Here is a 16,591-nt window from a genome sequence, read left to right as displayed (position 1 = left end):
GGCGCGCCGTCGCCGTGGAATGCCCGCCGGCTTGTCGGAAACGCGCCGCCGCGCGCGCACAGCCAGGGGTGAAGAGACAGGTCATGGCAGCCTCCATCATTCTTGTTTGCTGTAAATGCTGCCATGAGGTTTGAGCAATATCAATATCAATTATGATAGGTTTCTAATAGGCCAGTGCGTCCCAGGCCATGGCCGTGCTCAGGAAGACGCGGCCATTTAACGCAGGCAAGAATTCGCTGTGTTTCAGGCGGTCCATTACCGGCCCCTTGACCTCGGCCAGGTGCAGTGCCACCCCGCGCGTCTTGAGCATCGCGTTCAGCCCGGTCAGCGCGAACAGGGCCGAGGTATCGACCTCGTTCACCGCCGACAGCACCAGTACCAGGTCGCGCGTGGCCGGGCGCGCCGCCAGCTCGTCCTCGATGCGCGCATTCACCGCCTCGACGTTGCCGAAGAACAGGCCGGCATCCACGCGCAGCATCAGCAGGCCGGGCGCCGTGTCGGCGGCGTAACGGGCGATGTTGCGGAAGTGCTCGGTGCCGGGAATCCGTCCCAGCACCGCGATGTGCGGGCGGCTGGCGCGCCAGATCAGCGCGCCCATCGAGAGCGCCACGCCGATCACCACGCCGGCCTCGACGCCCAGCGCGAGCACGCCGCCGGCGGTGGCGACCAGGGCCGCCGCGTCGGCGCGGTCGAAGCGCCAGGCGGTGCGCAGCGTGGTGGTATCGAGCATGCCGAGCACGGCCACGATGATGGTCGCGGCCAGGGTCGGCAGCGGCATCAGGGCCAGCCAGCCGGTCGGCGCCACCAGCGCCAGGGCCAGCAGCGCCGCCGTGATCAGGCTGGCCAGCTGGGTGTTGGCGCCGGCCGTGAAGTTCACCGCCGAGCGCGAGATGCTGCCGGTGACGGGAAAGCCGCCGGTCAGCGCGCTGCCCAGGTTGGCGGCGCCGAGGCCGATCAGTTCGCGGTCGCTATGCAGCTTTTCGGCACGCTTCAGGGCCAGGGCCTGGGCCCCGGACATGCTGATCAGGAAGACCATGAAGCCGATCAGCAGAGCCGGCTGCAGCAGCGCCTGCCAGTGCGCGTGCGAGACACCGAACGTCAGCAGGGGCAGGCCGGCCGGCACCGTGCCGGTGGTGTGCACGCCGCGCGCCTGCAGATCGAGAAGCGGCACCAGCGCCGTGGCGCCGAGCACCACCACCATCGGCGCGAGCTTGGCGCCGATGTCGGCCCAGGCCGGCGCCAGCCCGCACCGGCGCAGCAGCGGCGCCAGGTGGCTGCGCGCAAGCAGCAGCAGGACCAGGGAACCGACGCCGAGCAGCGCGCTGGGCAGGTGGATGGCCGGCAGCCTGGCGCCGAGCAGGACCGGCAGCTGGCCGAGCGCGATGACCACCGAGGAGCCGATGGTGAAGCCGCTCATCACCGGGCGCGAGAAGAAGTTGGCGATGAAGCCGATGCGCAGCAGCCCGCACAGCAGCAGCACCGCGCCGGACATCAAGGCCAGCTGGGCGGCCAGCACCCCGTACAGGGCGCTGCCGGCCGTGGCCAGCGGCGCCAGGCTCGAGGCCGTCATCAGCGAGATGATCGCCATCGGCCCGACCGACTGCGTGCTGCTGGTGCCGAACAGCGCGTACAGGGCCGGCGGCACGATGCTGGCGTAGATGCCAACCACCGGCGGCAGGCCGGCCACCAGCGCATAGGCCATGCCCTGCGGGATCATCATCATCGCTACCACGATCCCGGCGCTGATGTCGCCCGGCAGCATGGCGCGCTGGTAGTGCTTCAACCAGTGCAGCATTGTGTTTCCGTTTTTAAAATCGTGTTGTGGTTGGGTGGGTCGGGGTAGAGGCGCTGATCGTAGGGTGGGCCGGGCCGCGCTAGGCACTTGTGCCCACGCGGTCGTACCTACGCGAACCGCATCGCACCCGCCATGCACCCGCGTCCGAGAAAGACGCATTTCGACATATCGCAGGGGTACCGCGTGGGCACAAGTGCCCACCCTACGAAAACCAGCCCGCGATGGTCACGCAGTCATTGCATCGCCAGCTCGACGCAATTGCGCCCTGCCCGCTTGGCCCTGGCCAGCGCGGCGTTCACGCGCACGGTCAGCGAGTCCGCGCTTTCCTGGTCGCCGAGCTGGGCCACGCCGAGGCTGACGGTGACCTGGTCGCAGCCGGGGATCAGGGTCGAGGCGATCGCCACGCGCAGCTTCTCGGCCATCTTCAAGCCGTCGATGGCGCTGGTGTGCGGCGCGATCACCTGGAAATCCTCGCCGCCCGAGCGCACCACGATGTCGCTCGAGCGCACCAGCTTCTGCGCCGCTTCGGCTACCGTGCGCAGGGCGATGTCGCCCACCGGGTGGCCGTAGCGGTCGTTGACTTCCTTGAAGCGGTCGATGTCGAAGGCGATCAGCGCCAGCGGCAGGCGGTAGCGCCGGGCGCGCTTGATTTCGCCTTCCAGCAGGGTTTCGCCGTGGCGCCGGTTGGCCACGCCGGTCAGGGCGTCGATCGTCGAGATATGGGTCAGGCGCGCCAGCAGTTCCTCGCTTTCGCGCCCCATGTCGGCCAGGCGCAGGCCGACCGCCGCCAGCGCCGCCAGGCCTTCGAGCGCCGCCAGCGCGTCCGGGCTAAAGCGGCGGCTGGCGTCGAACAGCAGGCACAGCGACCCGCGCGCGCCGCCCGGCCCGCCGGCCGGGATCGGCAAGCCCAGCACCATCTCCACGCCATGCGCGCGCAGCGCCGCGCTCAGTTCCGGCTCGCCCGACTTTTCCGGCGCGTCGAGCAGGGCCAGGCTGTTCGTGGCAGCCGCCAGCAGGCCCGGGAAGGCATGCCGCAACGGCGACTGCAGCAGGCGCTCGCCGCGGCCCAGCACCCGCGCCAAATTCAGTTCGCGATTCAGTTCGCGGTGCACACCGTGCTGGGCCTGCAATTGCAAATCGCCGCCCGGCTGCAGGCAGAACAGGGACGCGTGCACCACGCCCGGCCAGCTGCATAGCGCCTCGCACAAACGCTCGGACAGCGCGGCCAGGTCTTCGCCTTCGCCCAGGGCGGCCTGCACGCGGGCGCGCAGCGCGGCCAGTTCCAGGAGTTCGGTTTCGCGCGGCATCGGCGCCTGCCCGGGGCCGGCGGCCAGCGCCTCGTCCAGCGCCGCCTCCAGGGCGTCCTGCGCCAGCGGCGTGATGGCGTAGGCGAGCGGGCCGTGCGCCATCAGCGCCGGCAGCCAGCGCGCGTTCGAGAACGGGCACAGGACCAGGATCGGGGCGCCGGCGCGGAACGCGACCAGCTGGGCCAGGCCGGCCAGGTCGAGTTCGGGATCGAAGCGTTCGAGGTCGATGACCAGCAGGTCGACCGGCCCGCGCCCCAGCAATTCGAGCGCGGCCTCGGCGCCGTCGGCCTGCGCCAGGCTGGCGAAGCGGCTGCCGGCCTCGGCCTGGAACTGCGCGCGCCGCGGTGCGGCCGGGTTGACGAACAACCCAGTACGTTGGCCTTGCGGCTCGGCCTGCTGAGGCATGTTTTTCTCCTTGTCATGCATATTCGTTACGCCATGCAACTCTACGCCGTGAATTTTGACATATTCGCATACCATCGAACAGGACGTTCGCCCTTGTGTGTGGAACCGCACCGTCGCGCTGCCCGCCCGCGGCCGATACTGGCCCGGTCAAGAACCCGTTTTCAAAGGAAGCGCAATGGCCAACCAGGACGATGTAGCAAACCACCAGAAAGCAATCCAGAACCGCCAGGACCAGCTCGACGCCAGCCAGAAGGAAGAAGAAAGCGGCAAGCCGGTCCAGATCGGCGCCGAACAGCCGGTGCCGCCGATGCCCGAGCAGCACCTGGCCAAGCCCGGCCTGGAAGCACAGATGGCCGTCAAGCCGCGCTTCATGGCAGAACACTACAAGGGCAGCGGCAAGCTCGAGGGCCAGGTGGCGATCGTCACCGGCGGCGACTCCGGCATCGGCCGCGCGGTGGCCGTACTGTTCGCGCGCGAAGGCGCCGACGTTGCCGTGCTCTACCTGAACGAACACGAAGACGCCGCCGAGACCCAGCGCTGCATCGAGGCCGAAGGCCGCCGCTGCGTCACCATCGCCGGCGACGTCAAGGACATGGAATTCTGCCAGCAGGCCGTGGACGCCGTGGTGGCCGAATGGGGCCGCCTGGATGTCCTGGTCAACAACGCCGCCTTCCAGGAACACGCCAGCAGCCTGCTCGACATCACCGAGGAGCGCTTCGACGAAACCATGCGCACCAATATCTACGGCTACTTCCACATGGCGAAAGCCGCCCTGCCCTACATGAAGCGCGGCGCCGCCATCGTGAATACCGGCTCGGTCACCGGCCTGAAGGGCTCGAAGCTGCTGCTCGACTATTCCTCGACCAAGGGCGCGATCCATGCCTTTACCATGTCGCTGGCGGCGAACCTGCTCGATAAAGGCATCCGCGTGAACTGCGTGGCGCCGGGCCCGGTATGGACGCCGCTCAATCCGGCCGACCAGTCGCCGGACAAGATCGTCCACTTCGGCGAGAGCACCACCTACGGCCGCGCGGCCCAGCCCGAGGAACTGTCGCCGGCCTATGTGTTCCTGGCCTCGAACGCGTGCTCGAGCTACATCACGGGCATCGTGCTGCCGGTGACCGGCAGCGTTGGCGAGTAAAAGGAGACCGCCATGGCACGCAGCATGTGGAAGGGTGCGATCAGCTTCGGTCTGGTCCACATCCCGGTCGAAATGTATCCCGCGGTGAGCAGCAATTCGCTCGACCTTTCCATGCTCGACCGCCGCGATTTCGCCCCGATCGGATTCAAGCGCTACAACAAGAACACCGGCAAGGAAGTTTCCTGGGACGACATCGTCAAGGGCTACGAGTACGAATCCGGCGAATACGTGGTGCTGTCCGACGAAGACCTGCGCCGCGCGAACCCCGAAGCGACCCAGACCATCGACATCCTCGCCTTTGTCGATGCCGAGGACGTGCCGCTGCTCTACTACGACCACCCCTATTACCTGGCGCCCGGCAAGGGCGGCGACAAGGTGTATGCGCTGCTGCGCGAAACCCTGAAGGAAGTCGGCAAGATCGGCATCGCGAACGTCGTCATCCGCGTCAAGCAGCATCTGGCGGCGCTGGTGTGCATCGGCGACACCATCGTCCTGAACACCCTGCGCTACCCGGACGAGATCCGCGAGACCGACGACCTGAAGATTCCGTCGCCGAAGGCGAAAGCCGCCACGATCAGCGCCAAGGAACTCAAGATGGCGATGGCCCTGGTCGAGGGCATGAGCGAGGACTGGAAACCGAACCAGTACCACGACACCTACCGCGAGGACGTGCTGGCCCTGGTGCAGAAGAAGATCAAGGCCAAGCAGACCAAGACCATCACCATGCCCGACCCGGACGAGAAGCCGGCGAAGACCACCAACGTCATCGACCTGGTGTCGCTGCTGCAGGCCAGCCTGGGCAAGAAACCGGGCAAGGCGGCCGCCCTGGGCGACGATGACGACGACGAACCGCCACCGCCGAAGCGCGCGCGCAAGCCGTCCGAAGACGACGACGAGGACGACGCGCCGCCGCCGCGCCGCAAGACGGCCGCCAGTTCGCGCGAGCACGTGGCCGCCAGCGCCGACAAGCCGAAGCGCGCCGCGGCTGCAAAGCCGGCCGCAAAAAAGGCCCCGGCGAAGAAAGCCGTGGCCGCCAAGAAGACCAGCACGGCAGCCGCCCCGGCACGCCGCAGGAAGGCGGCGTAGGCACACATGGATGCATTCATCGACTTCCTCCAGTGGCCCGCGATGGCGGTGAGCCTGTACGCCGCCTTCCTGATCGGCTCGCAACGCGCCGGGAAGCGGGTGTTCGGCTTCTGGATGTTCATCCTCAGCAATATCCTGTGGATCGTCTGGGGCGTGCACGACGGCGCCTGGGCCCTGATCGCGCTGCAGGTGGCGCTGATGGGCATGAACATCCGCGGTATCTGGAAAAACGACAAAGGTACGACCGATAACCGCCTGCAGGCCGGCGCCGGCAAATCGCCGGGCTGAACCCGAGGCATTTTTCACGCGGCGATGGCCGCTTACTCAAGGAGAAATACGATGCGCAAGATGATCATGATGGCGATTGCCGGTTTTATCTGGAAAAAAATCCAGACCCGTATGAACCGCCAGGGCAGCGCGCCCGTGCGCCGCTATTGACTCCCGGCGCAGCCCGCAAGCGCGGGTGACAATCCGATAGAAATCCAGCCCATCCGCTCTGCTAGGATGGGCTTTTTGCTTATCGGACAATATATGTTGCCTCGCCTGCTCGCCGCCGCGCTGCTGACCGTTGCGCTTCCGGCCGTCCACGCCGCCACCGCGTGCGGCGACAAGTGCATCGGGTTCATCGAGCAGGCCCATGCGCACGAGGTGAAAGGCGAGTACGAGCAGGCCCTCGACGCCTTCGAGGCTGCGCACAAGGCGGCGCCCACGGCCTCGCAGCCGCTGGCCTTCATGGCCGCGATGCTGCAAAGGGTGTCGAAGCTGGCGCCATCGCCCGACCCCGGCAACAGCCGCGGGCGCGCCAACGCCGCGGCCCGGCAGGCGCTGCAGCGCGATCCCGAGGACCCGATCGCGCTGGAAGCCTTGCGCCTGCTCGACGACGACGGCCCCTCGCCGCTGCGCGAGCCGAATCCGGCCGCCGTCAGGGTGCTGCACGAGGCCGAACGCCTGTTCGCCGAGCGCAGCCTGCCCGCCGCGCTGAAAAAATACCAGGAAGCCATGCTGCTCGATCCCGGCGCTTCGTATGCCTGGCTGGGCGCGGGCGATTGCCATTACCTGCAGGGCGAATGGGCGGAGGCCGCAGCACTGTTCCGCCGCGCGGCCGAGATCGAGCCGCGCAACGCCCAGGCCTGGCGCTACCTGTCCGACGCCCTGCTCGCCCAGGGCAAGGCCAACGCCGCCGAGGACGCTATCATTGCGGCCATCGCCGCCGATCCCGGGCAGCGCACCAGCTGGGCCAAGCTGGCGCTGATGCGCCGCGGCGCCGGCATCCCGCTGCGGCCCTTGCGGCTGCAACGTGCCGTCAAGGTCACGCTCGGGGCCGACGGCAAGACGCAAGCGGCCGTCGACGAGAAGCTGCTCGCGCCGGACGCCGGCGGCGATTTCGGCTTCTTGCTCATGCTGGGCCTGGCCGAGATCGAGGCGGGCAAGCGCACCGGCGCGGACCGGGCGCCGCCTTTCGAGCAGGCCCTGGGCGCGTGGGAAACGGCGATCCGCGTGTTCGACGAGTCCGGCGCGGCGGCGGCCAGGCCACAAGCCAATTCAGCAGGCGATTCAGCAGACATATCCTTGCGCGATCCGGCCCTGCGCCAGATCCAGGCCATGGCCAGGGATGGGCAGCTCAAGCCTGCGATCCTGATCCTGATGTTCCGCCAATCGTATCGCCCGGCGCTCGAAGAATGGATCGCCGCCAACCCCGGCGGTGTGCGCGCCTTTATCGACCGCTACGGCGTCCAGCCATGAAGCGAAGCTATCGAGACACCACCATGATTAGTTAAAACCTATTGATTGCATCAAATCAATCAAATTTATCTTTCGCTCAGCAGCAACTAGAATCTCCTTCATCAAATTACGCACTTTGACCAGGAGATCGCATGAACCGCCCACGCCTCACTACCGCTTCCGGTATTCCCGTTGCCGACAACCAGAATTCGCTGAGCGCCGGCCGCAACGGCCCGCTGCTGCTGCAGGACTTCCACCTGATCGAAAAGCTGCAGCACTTCAACCGCGAGCGCATTCCCGAGCGCGTGGTGCACGCCAAGGGTTCGGGCGCCTACGGCACCTTCACGGTCACGCATGACATCACCGCCTTCACCAAGGCCAAGCTGTTCGCCGAAGTCGGCAAGCAGACCGAGACCTTCCTGCGCTTCTCGACCGTCGGCGGCGAGAAAGGCAGCGCCGACACCGAGCGCGATCCGCGCGGCTTCGCCCTGCGCTTCTACACCGAGGAAGGCAACTGGGACCTGGTGGGCAACAACACGCCGGTGTTCTTCCTGAAAGACCCGATCAAGTTCCCGGACTTCATCCACACCCAGAAGCGCCAGCCCGACAGCAATTTGAAGTCGGCCAACATGATGTTCGACTTCTGGAGCCAGGCGCCGGAAAGCCTGCACCAGGTGACGATCCTGTTCTCCAGCCGTGGCACCCCGCACGGCTACCGCCACATGGACGGTTTCGGCAGCCACACCTATAGCCTGATCAACGAGAACGGCGAACGCACCTATGTGAAGTGGCACTTCAAGACGCGCCAGGGCATCAAGAACCTGAGCAACGCCGAAGCCGTGCGCCTTGGCGGCGCCGACCCGGACCACGCCGGGCGCGACCTGTTCGAGGCGATCGCCGCCGGCGACTACCCGCAGTGGGACGTGAAGGTGCAGCTGGCAACCCAGCAGCAGCTCGACGACTGGGAAGCGCGCACCGGCTGGAACCCGTTCGACCTGACCAAGGTGTGGCCGCATGGCGACTTCCCGCTGCTGCAGGTCGGCGTGCTGGAACTGAACCGCAACCCGCGCAACTACCACATGGAAGTCGAGCAGGCCGCCTTCTCGCCGGCCAACGTGCCGCCGGGCATGGGCTACTCGCCGGACAAGATGCTGCAAGGCCGCCTGTTCGCCTACCACGACGCCCAGCTCTACCGCGTCGGCACCAACCACCAGCACCTGCCGGTGAACGCTCCGCGCTGCCCCTTCCACAACCAGCAGCGCGACGGCGCGATGGCGATCGCCGACGTCGGCGCCGCCCCGATCTACGATCCGGTGAACGCGGTCGGTAAAGGTGCGCTCGGCATGGGCCATGGCGAGCAGGAGCTGCCGCTGCAAGGCAACGCCGGCCGCTTCGACTTCCGCGGCCAGGAAGACGACTACACCCAGCCCGGCAACCTGTTCCGCCTGATGAGCGCCGAGGAGCAGCAGAACCTGTTCGACAACCTGGCCGGTCCGCTGAGCCAGGTCACCGACGCAGTCCTGGCGCGCCAGCTGGCCCTGTTCGACAAGGCCGACCCGGCTTACGGCCGTGGCGTGCGCGCGGCGCTGAAGGCGCGCGGCCGCAACGTCGACTGATCGACAGCGGCCGGCAGGATGGAGGCGCCCTTTGCGGCGCCTCTTTTCGTTTCGTTCAGCGCCCTGCCAGCGGCGCCGACGTCAAGGTAATCCGGGCCAGGCCCGTTTCCGGCACATAGCTCATCAGCATGTCTTCGCCGGCGGGACCGCGGTTGAATTCCATCGTCACCTTGTTGTCGGCCGACACGAAGTGGTAGGGCTTGACGGCATACAGCCGCAGCGTCGTATCGTGGTCGATGGTGGCGACAATGTAGCGCGGTTCGGTATGCACCTTCAGGTAGCTGCCGTTCGACAAACCGTAGGCCCCGGTGATCTGCCGGGCCTGGTCGTCGCGGATACGCAGCGCCGAGACCGGCGCCCTCACCTGCACCGACGAGATCGCGTCGCTTGGACCTGGCGCAGCGCCGGGCGTTTGCGCATGGGCGCCTGCCGCCGCCGCGAGCAGGGATGCACTTGCCATGAACAGTGAAATTCGCATGATGATTCTCCCTCCAGCCGGCTGTGCTTGCCCGCGCGGGATTGCGCGGCTACGCCACGCGGCCGATTCAGTCTAGGACCGCGATACACGATGGCAAGCGCGGCCGGTCGCGGCATCACCAAACAATCTCGATCGGCGCGCGTTCGGATCGATGCGGCATAAGGACGGCAGGCGCTGCCATGCCCGCCGCACCCTCAGCGCATTGCCTGAATGCAAACCCGCAGCTACACTTGCCGTTTTACCGACGAGTGACCTGCACGATGCGCGCCGCCAAACCGATCCGTTACGCCGGACGAATCACGACCTGGAAAGACGAACAAGGCTTCGGCTTCATCACGCCGAACGGCGGCGGGCCGACCGTCTTTGTCCACATCAGCGCGTTCGACGGCCAGCGCGGCCGCCCGGCCGGCAACGAGATCGTGACCTATGAGCTGACGGCCAACGAACGCGGACAACCGCGCGCCGGCAAGGTCGCGTTCTACCGCGCAGGGGCCGCGCGCCGCCAGGCCCCTGCGGGCAGACCGGCCCGGGCGCTGCTGGCCTGCGGCTTTTTCGCCGCGCTTGCCCTGTTCGTGGCAGTTGGCCGCTTGCCTGCCTGGGCACTGGGCGCCTATGCGGGCATCAGCGTGCTGACTTTCCTCGCCTACGCACGTGACAAGACCGCAGCGCGCAGGGCTCAACGGCGAACCAGCGAGCGCGACCTGCATATGCTCGGCCTGGCCGGCGGCTGGCCCGGCGCCCTGCTGGCCCAGCACCTGCTCCGGCACAAATCGTCGAAGCCAAGCTTCCAGCCCAGCCTGTGGTTTACCGTCTTCGTCAACTGCCTGGCGCTCGGCTGGTTCATGAGCACGGGCGGGATGGCCTGAGCAGCCCCGCATGCAGGCCGCATGTGCCCACACCGTTCGGGCCATGCGTAGACAGCGCCCAAGAAAAAAGCCGGGCACGCATGCCCGGCTTTCCATCACCCGCATGGCGGGCGTGCTTATTCCTTCAGGGCCGCAGCCAGCGCGGCGATCTTGCCGGCATCGGCGCCGACGGCCTTGACCAGGCGCTTGCCATAGTCGGCGTCGGCCTTCCAGAAGTGCGACAGCATGGTGTTCAGGCTGTCGGCGTTCTTCACCATCTTGAGGTCGCCCGACAGGTTGGCGATCAGGTCGTCGCGGTCCTGGCTGCTCAGCGAACGGTAGAACTCACCCGCCTGGCGGAAGTTCAGCGTCCTGGCGATGCGCGCCTGCTGGGTGCTGCCGCTCAGGGGCAGCGCGCTGCTGCGGGCGTTCGCGTCTTCCTTCAGCGGCGCCAGGCGGCTCGGCTCGTAGTTGACGATGCCCTTGCGGTTGCTGGTGCTGGCGGCGCCGTCGATGTGGTTGTTGTTCACGGCCACCAGCGGCTTGTTGATCGGCAGCGACTGGAAGTTGGCGCCCAGGCGGTGGTGCTGGGTGTCGATGTACGAGAACAGGCGACCCTGCAGCATGCGGTCTTCCGAAGCCTCGATACCCGGCACCAGGTTACCCGGGGCCATGGCCACCTGCTCGGTCGACTCGAAGACATTGTCCGGCACGCGGTTCAGCACCATGGTGCCGACCTTGCGCTCGGGCACGCCCGGCCAGATCTTGGTGGCGTCCAGCGGGTCGAAGTCGAACTTGGCGAGCTCGTCGGGTTTGAGCACCTGCACGGTCAGGTCCCACGACGGGAACTTGCCGGCGTTGATGGCGCCATACAGATCGACCGTGGCGTGGCTGGTGCTCTTGCCCTGCACCACGGGAATCTCTTGCGGTCGCAGGTTGCGCTCGCCCTGCTTCGACTTCCAGGCGAACTTGGCGTACACGTAGTCGCCGCGCGCATTCACCAGCTTGAGCGCGTGCACGCTGCTGCCGTTCATTTCGCGGTAGGTCGCCGGCGTGCCGTAGTTCGAATACACGCGGGTCAGCATGGCGGTCGCTTCCGGCACGTGCGAGAAGAAGTCGAACACGCGTTCCGGCTCCTGCACGTTCGAAACCGGCGACGGCTTCAGCGCGTGGATCATGTCGGGGAACTTGATGGCGTCGCGGATGAAGAAGATCGGCAGGTTGTTGCCGACCAGGTCCCAGTTGCCCTCTTGCGTATAGAACTTGGTGGCGAAGCCGCGCGGGTCGCGCGTGGTCTCGGCGCCGGAACGGCCCGGGATCACGGTCGAAAAGCGCACGAACACCGGCGTCTTGGTGTTCTTGGCGAACAGCTTTGCCTTGCTCAGGTCAGACAGATCGTCGGTGGTAATGAACTCACCATGGGCGCCGGTACCGGTCGCGTGCACCACGCGCTCCGGAATGCGCTCGCGGTCGAAGCGCTGCAGCTTTTGCACCAAGTGCACGTCTTGCAGCAGGGTCGGGCCATTCGGGCCGGCGGTCTGGCTGTTCTGGTTGTCGCCGACCGGGGCGCCATTGTCCTTGGTCAGGGTCTGGGCATGCGCGCCCTGCGTGAGGGCGATGACGCCGGATGCCAGCGTCAGCGCGCACAACGCGATCCGGCCAAGGGACGGGGAAGTCATTTTCATAGCTACTACCTATCAACATTACGTTTGGGATAGTTATCCTAACCACAATGCTGGAATAGCAGAAATTGATTATCCCTATGCTTCCGATAGGTAAAGCCGAGTATCAGCTCATCCTTTATAGCCCATCTGTTTCATGGCCGCCGTTAACGTCTTCGCTGCCTTGGCGTAACCGGCCCAGGGTTCGTTGCCGCGGTCCAGGCGCGTGTGCGCGTTGGCCACGGTCCACTGGTCGCCGGACTTCAGGCCGGCCAGCTCGTCCCAGGCCAGCGGTACCGAGATGCCCAGCCCCGGACGCGTGCGCGCAGCCCAGGCGCAGACCGTGGTCGCACCCTGCCCGTTGCGCAGGTAATCGATAAAGACCTTGCCGACCCGGTTCTTGGCGCCGCTCTTGAAGGCGAAGCGGTCCGGCAAGGTCATTGCCAGGTGCTTGACGATGGCTTGCGAAAAGCCCTTTACCGTGTCCCAGTCCTTGCCGCCCTTGATCGGCACCACCACGTGCAGGCCCTTGCCGCCGCTGGTCTTCAGGAAGTTCGGCAGGCCGAGTTCATCCAGGAAGGCGTGCATCAGCTGGGCCGCTTCCTGCATCGTGTGCCACGCCACACCCTCCCCCGGGTCGAGGTCGAACACCATGCGGTCGGGCTTGTCGTAGGCCCTGGCGGTGGCGTTCTGGGTGTGGATCTCGACCACGTTGAACTGAGCCGCCGACAGAAGGCCCTCGACGCTGGCAATGGTCAGCATCGGCGGGTGATCCGGGTCGAGCGCCGGGTTCATGTTTTCGACGCCGGGCATCTTCCGGGTATCGGCATGCTTCTGGAAGAACAGCTCGCCGCCTACGCCGGCCGGCGCGCGCACCAGCGAGACCGGGCGGTCCTTCAGGTGTTCCATCATCAGCTCGCCCACCAGCGCGTAGTAGCGCACCAGCTCCAGCTTGGTGATGCCGCTCTTCGCATCCATCACGCGCTCGCCGTGGGTCACCTTCAGCGTGGCCGGCAGCTTGCCGGCCGGGGCCACCGGTTCCTGGTCCGCTGCGGATGCGCGCTTGCCCGTGCGCTTGCGCGCCGGTTTGCCTGCCGGCTCGGACGCGGCCTCGGGCGCCACGCTCGATGCCACTTCGTCGATCGGCCTGGCGACCTCGCGCGTGATACCCTCGGCCGGCTTGTCGCTGCGCAGGCCCTGGAACACCGGGTGGCGCACCGCGCCGGCACTGGTCCACTCCGAGAAGCTGACCTCGGCGATCAGCTCGGGCTTCACCCAATGGTGCTTGCGGCCCGCCACCGAGCGCGGCGGGAAGGGGCTCTTGTCGGTATCGAGCGCCTTCAGCCTGGCGGTGACGTCGCGCAGGCTCTCGGCATTGAAGCCGCTGCCGACGTTCCCGGCATAGCGCAGCACGCCGTCCTTGTCGTAGGTGCCCAGCAGCAGCGAGCCGACGCCGGTGCGCGATCCCTTGGGATCGGTGTAGCCGCCGATCACGAATTCCTGGCGCTGGCCGCATTTCAGCTTGATCCACTCGGGTGAGCGGCGCGACACGTACTTCGAATCGCGCCGCTTGCCGATCACGCCTTCCAGGCCGATCTTGCAGGCCGCGACCACCAGGCCTTCCGGGTCGTTGCCGAACTCGCTAGAAAACCGTACCTTGTCCGAGGCCTGCGCCTGGATCAGCGCGCCTTCGAGCAGGGCGCGGCGGTCGACCAGGTCCACTTCGCGCAGGTCGTAGCCGCCCAGGTAGGGCGCGTCGAACAGGAAGTACAGGATGTCGGCCTTGTTGCTGCCGTCGAAGGCAAGCTGCAGCATGCCGAAGTTGGGGCGGCCGTTGGCGTCGTGGACGACGATCTCGCCGTCGTACCAGCCGTCGGGCAGGCCCATGCGCGCGATTTCCTTTTGCAGCGGGGCCAGCTTGTCGGTCCAGTCATTGTTGTTGCGGGTGATGAGGCGCACCTCGCCGTTCTCGATGCGGGTGAGCATGCGGTAGCCGTCGAACTTGACCTCGAATACCCAGTTTTCCGGGTCGGGCGGCGCACCGTCGACCAGGGTGGCGAGTTCAGGGGCGAATTCCTTCGGCAGCTTCGCTTCGACGGCGCCTGCGGGCAGGCTGGCGTCGCCCGCTGATTCGGACACGGTGCCGCCCTTTTTCGTCGTTTTTGTGGCCGTTTTCGTGGCGGCTTTTGCCGGCGCTTTCGTGGCACGCTTGCCGCTGCTTTTTGCAGCCGGCTCCGCGTCGATTTCTTCCACGGCTTCCTCGGCGGCGGCGTCGGCCCTGGCCTTGACGGCGCGGCCGTTCTTCGTCGCCCTGGCCTTCTCCGGCACCCTGGCCGAACTGTCCGGCATCGGCAGGTCCTTGACGCTGTCGGGCATCTCGTCGATCACGGAAAACGCCTCGGCGGGGCAGGCGTAATCGTCCTTTTCCTTGATCAGGAGCCAGGGTTCCTGCTTCTCGTCGCCGCGCCCCTTCATGCGCACCAGCACCCAGCGGCCATGCATCTTGTGCCCGTGCAGCTGGAACTTGATGTTGCCGCTGCGGTAGCCCGCATGCGGGTCGCCTTCCGGTTCCCAGGTGCCCTTGTCCCAGATGATGACCTTGCCGGCGCCGTACTGCTTTTCGGGGATCGTGCCTTCGAAGTCGGAATACGAAATCGGGTGGTCCTCGACGTGCACGGCCATGCGCTTGTCGTGGGTGTCGTAGCTCGGGCCTTTCGGCACGGCCCAGCTTTTCATGACCCCGTCGAGCTCGAGCCGGAAATCGTAGTGCAGCCGGCTGGCCCAGTGCTTCTGGATGACGAAGGTGAGCGCGTCCTTCCCTGGCCGGCCGCCTTCGGCGGGCTCCGAGGTGATGGAAAAATCGCGCTTGGATTTATAGGCTTTCAGCGAGTCTGGCATGGCCCTCTCCTGCAATACGGCGGTGCAGCCAGTCTAGGCGCGGCGGCCCGGCGCGACTGTACGGCAGCTAACCGTGCACCTGTGGCCTGGCCGTTTGTAACGGGATGTAATAAGCGTCAACGTTGCCGGAGCGGCCCGCGTTAAGGGCTCAGTAACACCGGAAAACACCGGTGGAACGACCACACTTTTCCACTACTAAAGGAAAGCACACCATGAGCAAAATCGTCGCTACCCTGATCGCTGGCCTGTTCGCTACCTCGGCTTTCGCCCAGAGCACCGCCACCCAGGCAACTACCCCGGCCACCAAGGCCGAGGCCAAGGAAGCCAAGGATGTCGCGAAGGCCGATGCCAAGGTAGAAAAGGCCAAGGCCGAGGCCAAGTCGGATGTCGCCGAAGCCAAGGCCGACGCCGCCAAGAAGAAAGCCAAGGCCGAGAAAAAAGCCACCAAGGAAAAAGCCGAGGCCAAGGCCGACGCTGCGGAAGACAAGGCCGAAGCCAAGGCCGATGCGGCCGACCACAAGGCCAGCACCACCGCCTCCACCAAATAAGGCCGCTCGAGCCCCCCTCCATATACCGCCAAAAAAGACAGGGTACGCCCTGTCTTTTTTTCGTCCCTGTCTTTTCCATGCATGCCGCATAGCCTGCCGTATGCTCTACAATTGCTTGACCCCTCCCCACCGAGAGCGCCATGCACAAGATCGTCTTCCTCGACCGCGACAGCCTGATCGCCCAGGTACGCCGGCCCGCCTTTCCCCACGACTGGCAGGATCACCCGGCCACCGCGCCCGACCAGGTGGTCGAGCGCCTGCGCGGCGCCAGCATCGCTATTACCAACAAGGTGCCGCTGCGCGCCGACGCCCTCGCCCGGCTGCCGGACCTGAAGATGGTGGCGGTGGCCGCCACCGGCACCGACAACGTCGACCTGGCCGCCTGCCGCGCGCGCGGCATTGTGGTAAGCAATATCCGCGATTACTCGGTGGTGTCGGTGCCCGAGCACTGCTTCACCCTGATGCTGGCCCTGCGCCGCAACCTGCGCGCCTATGTCGCCGACGTCGAGGCCGGGCGCTGGGAGCATTCGAGCCGCTTCTGCCTGCTGGACCATCCGATCGGCGACTTGTCCGGCAGCCGGCTCGGCATCGTCGGTTATGGCGCGCTGGGGCGGCGCGTGGCGCAGATCGGGCGCGCCTTCGGGATGGAAGTCTGCATCACCTCGCGCTCGCCGGTAGAGGACGCGGACGTGACGCAGATGCCGCTGGATGAGTTGCTCGCCTCCTGCGACGTGATCAGCCTGCACCTGCCGCTGAACGAGCAGACGCGCCACATGATCGGGGCGCGCGAGCTGGGCCTGATGAAGCCGACTGGACTCCTGATCAATACCGCGCGCGGCGGGCTGGTGGACGAGGCGGCGTTGGCCGAGGCGCTGATGCGGCGCACCATCGGCGGGGCCGGCTTCGACGTGTTGAGCAAGGAGCCGCCGGGGCAGGATAATCCGCTGCTGGGGCTGCGGCTGCCCAACTTTATCCTCACACCGCACGTGGCGTGGGCGAGTGGCGGGGCGATGCAGACCCTGGCCGATATGTTGGTGGGGAATATCGAGGCGTGGGAGGCGGGGACGCCGACGAATATGGTTTGATTCG

At 66.5% G+C, this 16,591-nt stretch carries 13 protein-coding genes; 8 read left to right on the top strand and 5 right to left on the bottom strand.

Annotated features, from left to right (window positions below):
- Positions 1-163: 163 nt before the first annotated feature.
- Both ACWYRN_RS19340 and ACWYRN_RS19335 read right to left on the bottom strand, forming a co-directional pair.
- Positions 164-1,795, bottom strand: coding sequence for a SulP family inorganic anion transporter (locus ACWYRN_RS19340; protein ID WP_488689241.1), 1,632 nt, complete (start codon positions 1,793-1,795; stop codon positions 164-166).
- Between the two features lie 233 nt (positions 1,796-2,028).
- Positions 2,029-3,507 carry a diguanylate cyclase gene (locus ACWYRN_RS19335; RefSeq protein ID WP_488689240.1) on the bottom strand — a complete coding sequence of 493 codons (1,479 nt, stop codon included), beginning with the start codon at positions 3,505-3,507 and terminating at the stop codon, positions 2,029-2,031.
- A 175-nt stretch (positions 3,508-3,682) separates the two neighbouring features.
- Here ACWYRN_RS19335 and ACWYRN_RS19330 point away from each other — a divergent pair, with 175 nt between their 5' ends.
- The 5 genes from ACWYRN_RS19330 (at position 3,683) to ACWYRN_RS19310 (ending at position 9,072) form a co-directional block, all read left to right on the top strand.
- Complete coding sequence (locus tag ACWYRN_RS19330) at positions 3,683-4,648, top strand: SDR family oxidoreductase (protein ID WP_488689239.1); 966 nt, start codon at positions 3,683-3,685, stop codon at positions 4,646-4,648.
- Positions 4,649-4,660: 12 nt separating this feature from the next.
- Positions 4,661-5,734: a non-homologous end joining protein Ku gene (gene ku / locus ACWYRN_RS19325; protein WP_488689237.1), complete on the top strand. Its 1,074-nt coding sequence runs from the start codon at positions 4,661-4,663 to the stop codon at positions 5,732-5,734.
- A 6-nt stretch (positions 5,735-5,740) separates the two neighbouring features.
- Positions 5,741-6,022: a hypothetical protein gene (locus ACWYRN_RS19320; RefSeq protein ID WP_488689236.1), complete on the top strand. Its 282-nt coding sequence runs from the start codon at positions 5,741-5,743 to the stop codon at positions 6,020-6,022.
- 243 nt (positions 6,023-6,265) lie between these two features.
- The gene (locus ACWYRN_RS19315) at positions 6,266-7,477 is read left to right on the top strand and encodes a tetratricopeptide repeat protein (protein WP_488689235.1); all 1,212 of its coding nucleotides are present in this window, start codon (positions 6,266-6,268) and stop codon (positions 7,475-7,477) included.
- A 131-nt stretch (positions 7,478-7,608) separates the two neighbouring features.
- The gene (locus ACWYRN_RS19310; RefSeq protein ID WP_488689234.1) at positions 7,609-9,072 is read left to right on the top strand and encodes a catalase; all 1,464 of its coding nucleotides are present in this window, start codon (positions 7,609-7,611) and stop codon (positions 9,070-9,072) included.
- A gap of 55 nt (positions 9,073-9,127) precedes the next feature.
- On the opposite strand, the gene ACWYRN_RS19305 is transcribed toward ACWYRN_RS19310, so the two are convergent.
- On the bottom strand, positions 9,128-9,550 hold the full coding sequence (locus ACWYRN_RS19305; RefSeq protein WP_488689233.1) for a hypothetical protein: 423 nt from the start codon (positions 9,548-9,550) through the stop codon (positions 9,128-9,130).
- Positions 9,551-9,810: 260 nt separating this feature from the next.
- Here ACWYRN_RS19305 and ACWYRN_RS19300 point away from each other — a divergent pair, with 260 nt between their 5' ends.
- Positions 9,811-10,416, top strand: a complete 606-nt coding sequence (locus ACWYRN_RS19300) for a DUF1294 domain-containing protein (protein ID WP_488689231.1) — start codon at positions 9,811-9,813, stop codon at positions 10,414-10,416.
- A 116-nt stretch (positions 10,417-10,532) separates the two neighbouring features.
- Here the strand turns inward: ACWYRN_RS19300 and ACWYRN_RS19295 are convergent, their stop codons facing one another.
- Together ACWYRN_RS19295 and ligD are read right to left on the bottom strand one after the other, a co-directional pair.
- A complete protein-coding gene (locus tag ACWYRN_RS19295; RefSeq protein ID WP_488689230.1) occupies positions 10,533-12,080 on the bottom strand; it encodes a catalase in 1,548 nt (515 codons plus the stop codon).
- A gap of 108 nt (positions 12,081-12,188) precedes the next feature.
- Complete coding sequence (ligD, locus tag ACWYRN_RS19290; RefSeq protein WP_488689229.1) at positions 12,189-14,954, bottom strand: DNA ligase D; 2,766 nt, start codon at positions 14,952-14,954, stop codon at positions 12,189-12,191.
- Positions 14,955-15,166: 212 nt separating this feature from the next.
- Between ligD and ACWYRN_RS19285 the strand changes: the two genes are divergently transcribed.
- Both ACWYRN_RS19285 and ACWYRN_RS19280 read left to right on the top strand, forming a co-directional pair.
- Positions 15,167-15,502, top strand: a complete 336-nt coding sequence (locus tag ACWYRN_RS19285) for a hypothetical protein (protein ID WP_229435245.1) — start codon at positions 15,167-15,169, stop codon at positions 15,500-15,502.
- A gap of 140 nt (positions 15,503-15,642) precedes the next feature.
- On the top strand, positions 15,643-16,587 hold the full coding sequence (locus tag ACWYRN_RS19280) for a D-2-hydroxyacid dehydrogenase (RefSeq protein ID WP_488689228.1): 945 nt from the start codon (positions 15,643-15,645) through the stop codon (positions 16,585-16,587).
- Positions 16,588-16,591 lie beyond the last annotated feature (4 nt).

The sequence above is a fragment of the Massilia sp. BAP21 genome (assembly GCF_057801335.1).
The sequence above is the reverse complement of the archived record's forward strand: the minus strand, read 5'-3'. Positions and strand labels throughout refer to the sequence as shown.

Bases quoted from the DNA above. Each gene is read 5' to 3' on its own strand.
- ACWYRN_RS19340 (WP_488689241.1), bottom strand. From the start codon at position 1,795: ATGCTGCACTGGTTGAAGCACTACCAGCGCGCCATGCTGCCGGGCGAC.
- ACWYRN_RS19295 (WP_488689230.1), bottom strand. From the start codon at position 12,080: ATGAAAATGACTTCCCCGTCCCTTGGCCGGATCGCGTTGTGCGCGCTG.
- ku (WP_488689237.1), top strand. From the start codon at position 4,661: ATGGCACGCAGCATGTGGAAGGGTGCGATCAGCTTCGGTCTGGTCCAC.
- ACWYRN_RS19330 (WP_488689239.1), top strand. From the start codon at position 3,683: ATGGCCAACCAGGACGATGTAGCAAACCACCAGAAAGCAATCCAGAAC.
- ACWYRN_RS19310 (WP_488689234.1), top strand. From the start codon at position 7,609: ATGAACCGCCCACGCCTCACTACCGCTTCCGGTATTCCCGTTGCCGAC.
- ACWYRN_RS19315 (WP_488689235.1), top strand. From the start codon at position 6,266: ATGTTGCCTCGCCTGCTCGCCGCCGCGCTGCTGACCGTTGCGCTTCCG.
- ACWYRN_RS19335 (WP_488689240.1), bottom strand. From the start codon at position 3,507: ATGCCTCAGCAGGCCGAGCCGCAAGGCCAACGTACTGGGTTGTTCGTC.
- ACWYRN_RS19300 (WP_488689231.1), top strand. From the start codon at position 9,811: ATGCGCGCCGCCAAACCGATCCGTTACGCCGGACGAATCACGACCTGG.
- ACWYRN_RS19280 (WP_488689228.1), top strand. From the start codon at position 15,643: ATGCACAAGATCGTCTTCCTCGACCGCGACAGCCTGATCGCCCAGGTA.
- ligD (WP_488689229.1), bottom strand. From the start codon at position 14,954: ATGCCAGACTCGCTGAAAGCCTATAAATCCAAGCGCGATTTTTCCATC.
- ACWYRN_RS19320 (WP_488689236.1), top strand. From the start codon at position 5,741: ATGGATGCATTCATCGACTTCCTCCAGTGGCCCGCGATGGCGGTGAGC.
- ACWYRN_RS19305 (WP_488689233.1), bottom strand. From the start codon at position 9,550: ATGCGAATTTCACTGTTCATGGCAAGTGCATCCCTGCTCGCGGCGGCG.
- ACWYRN_RS19285 (WP_229435245.1), top strand. From the start codon at position 15,167: ATGAGCAAAATCGTCGCTACCCTGATCGCTGGCCTGTTCGCTACCTCG.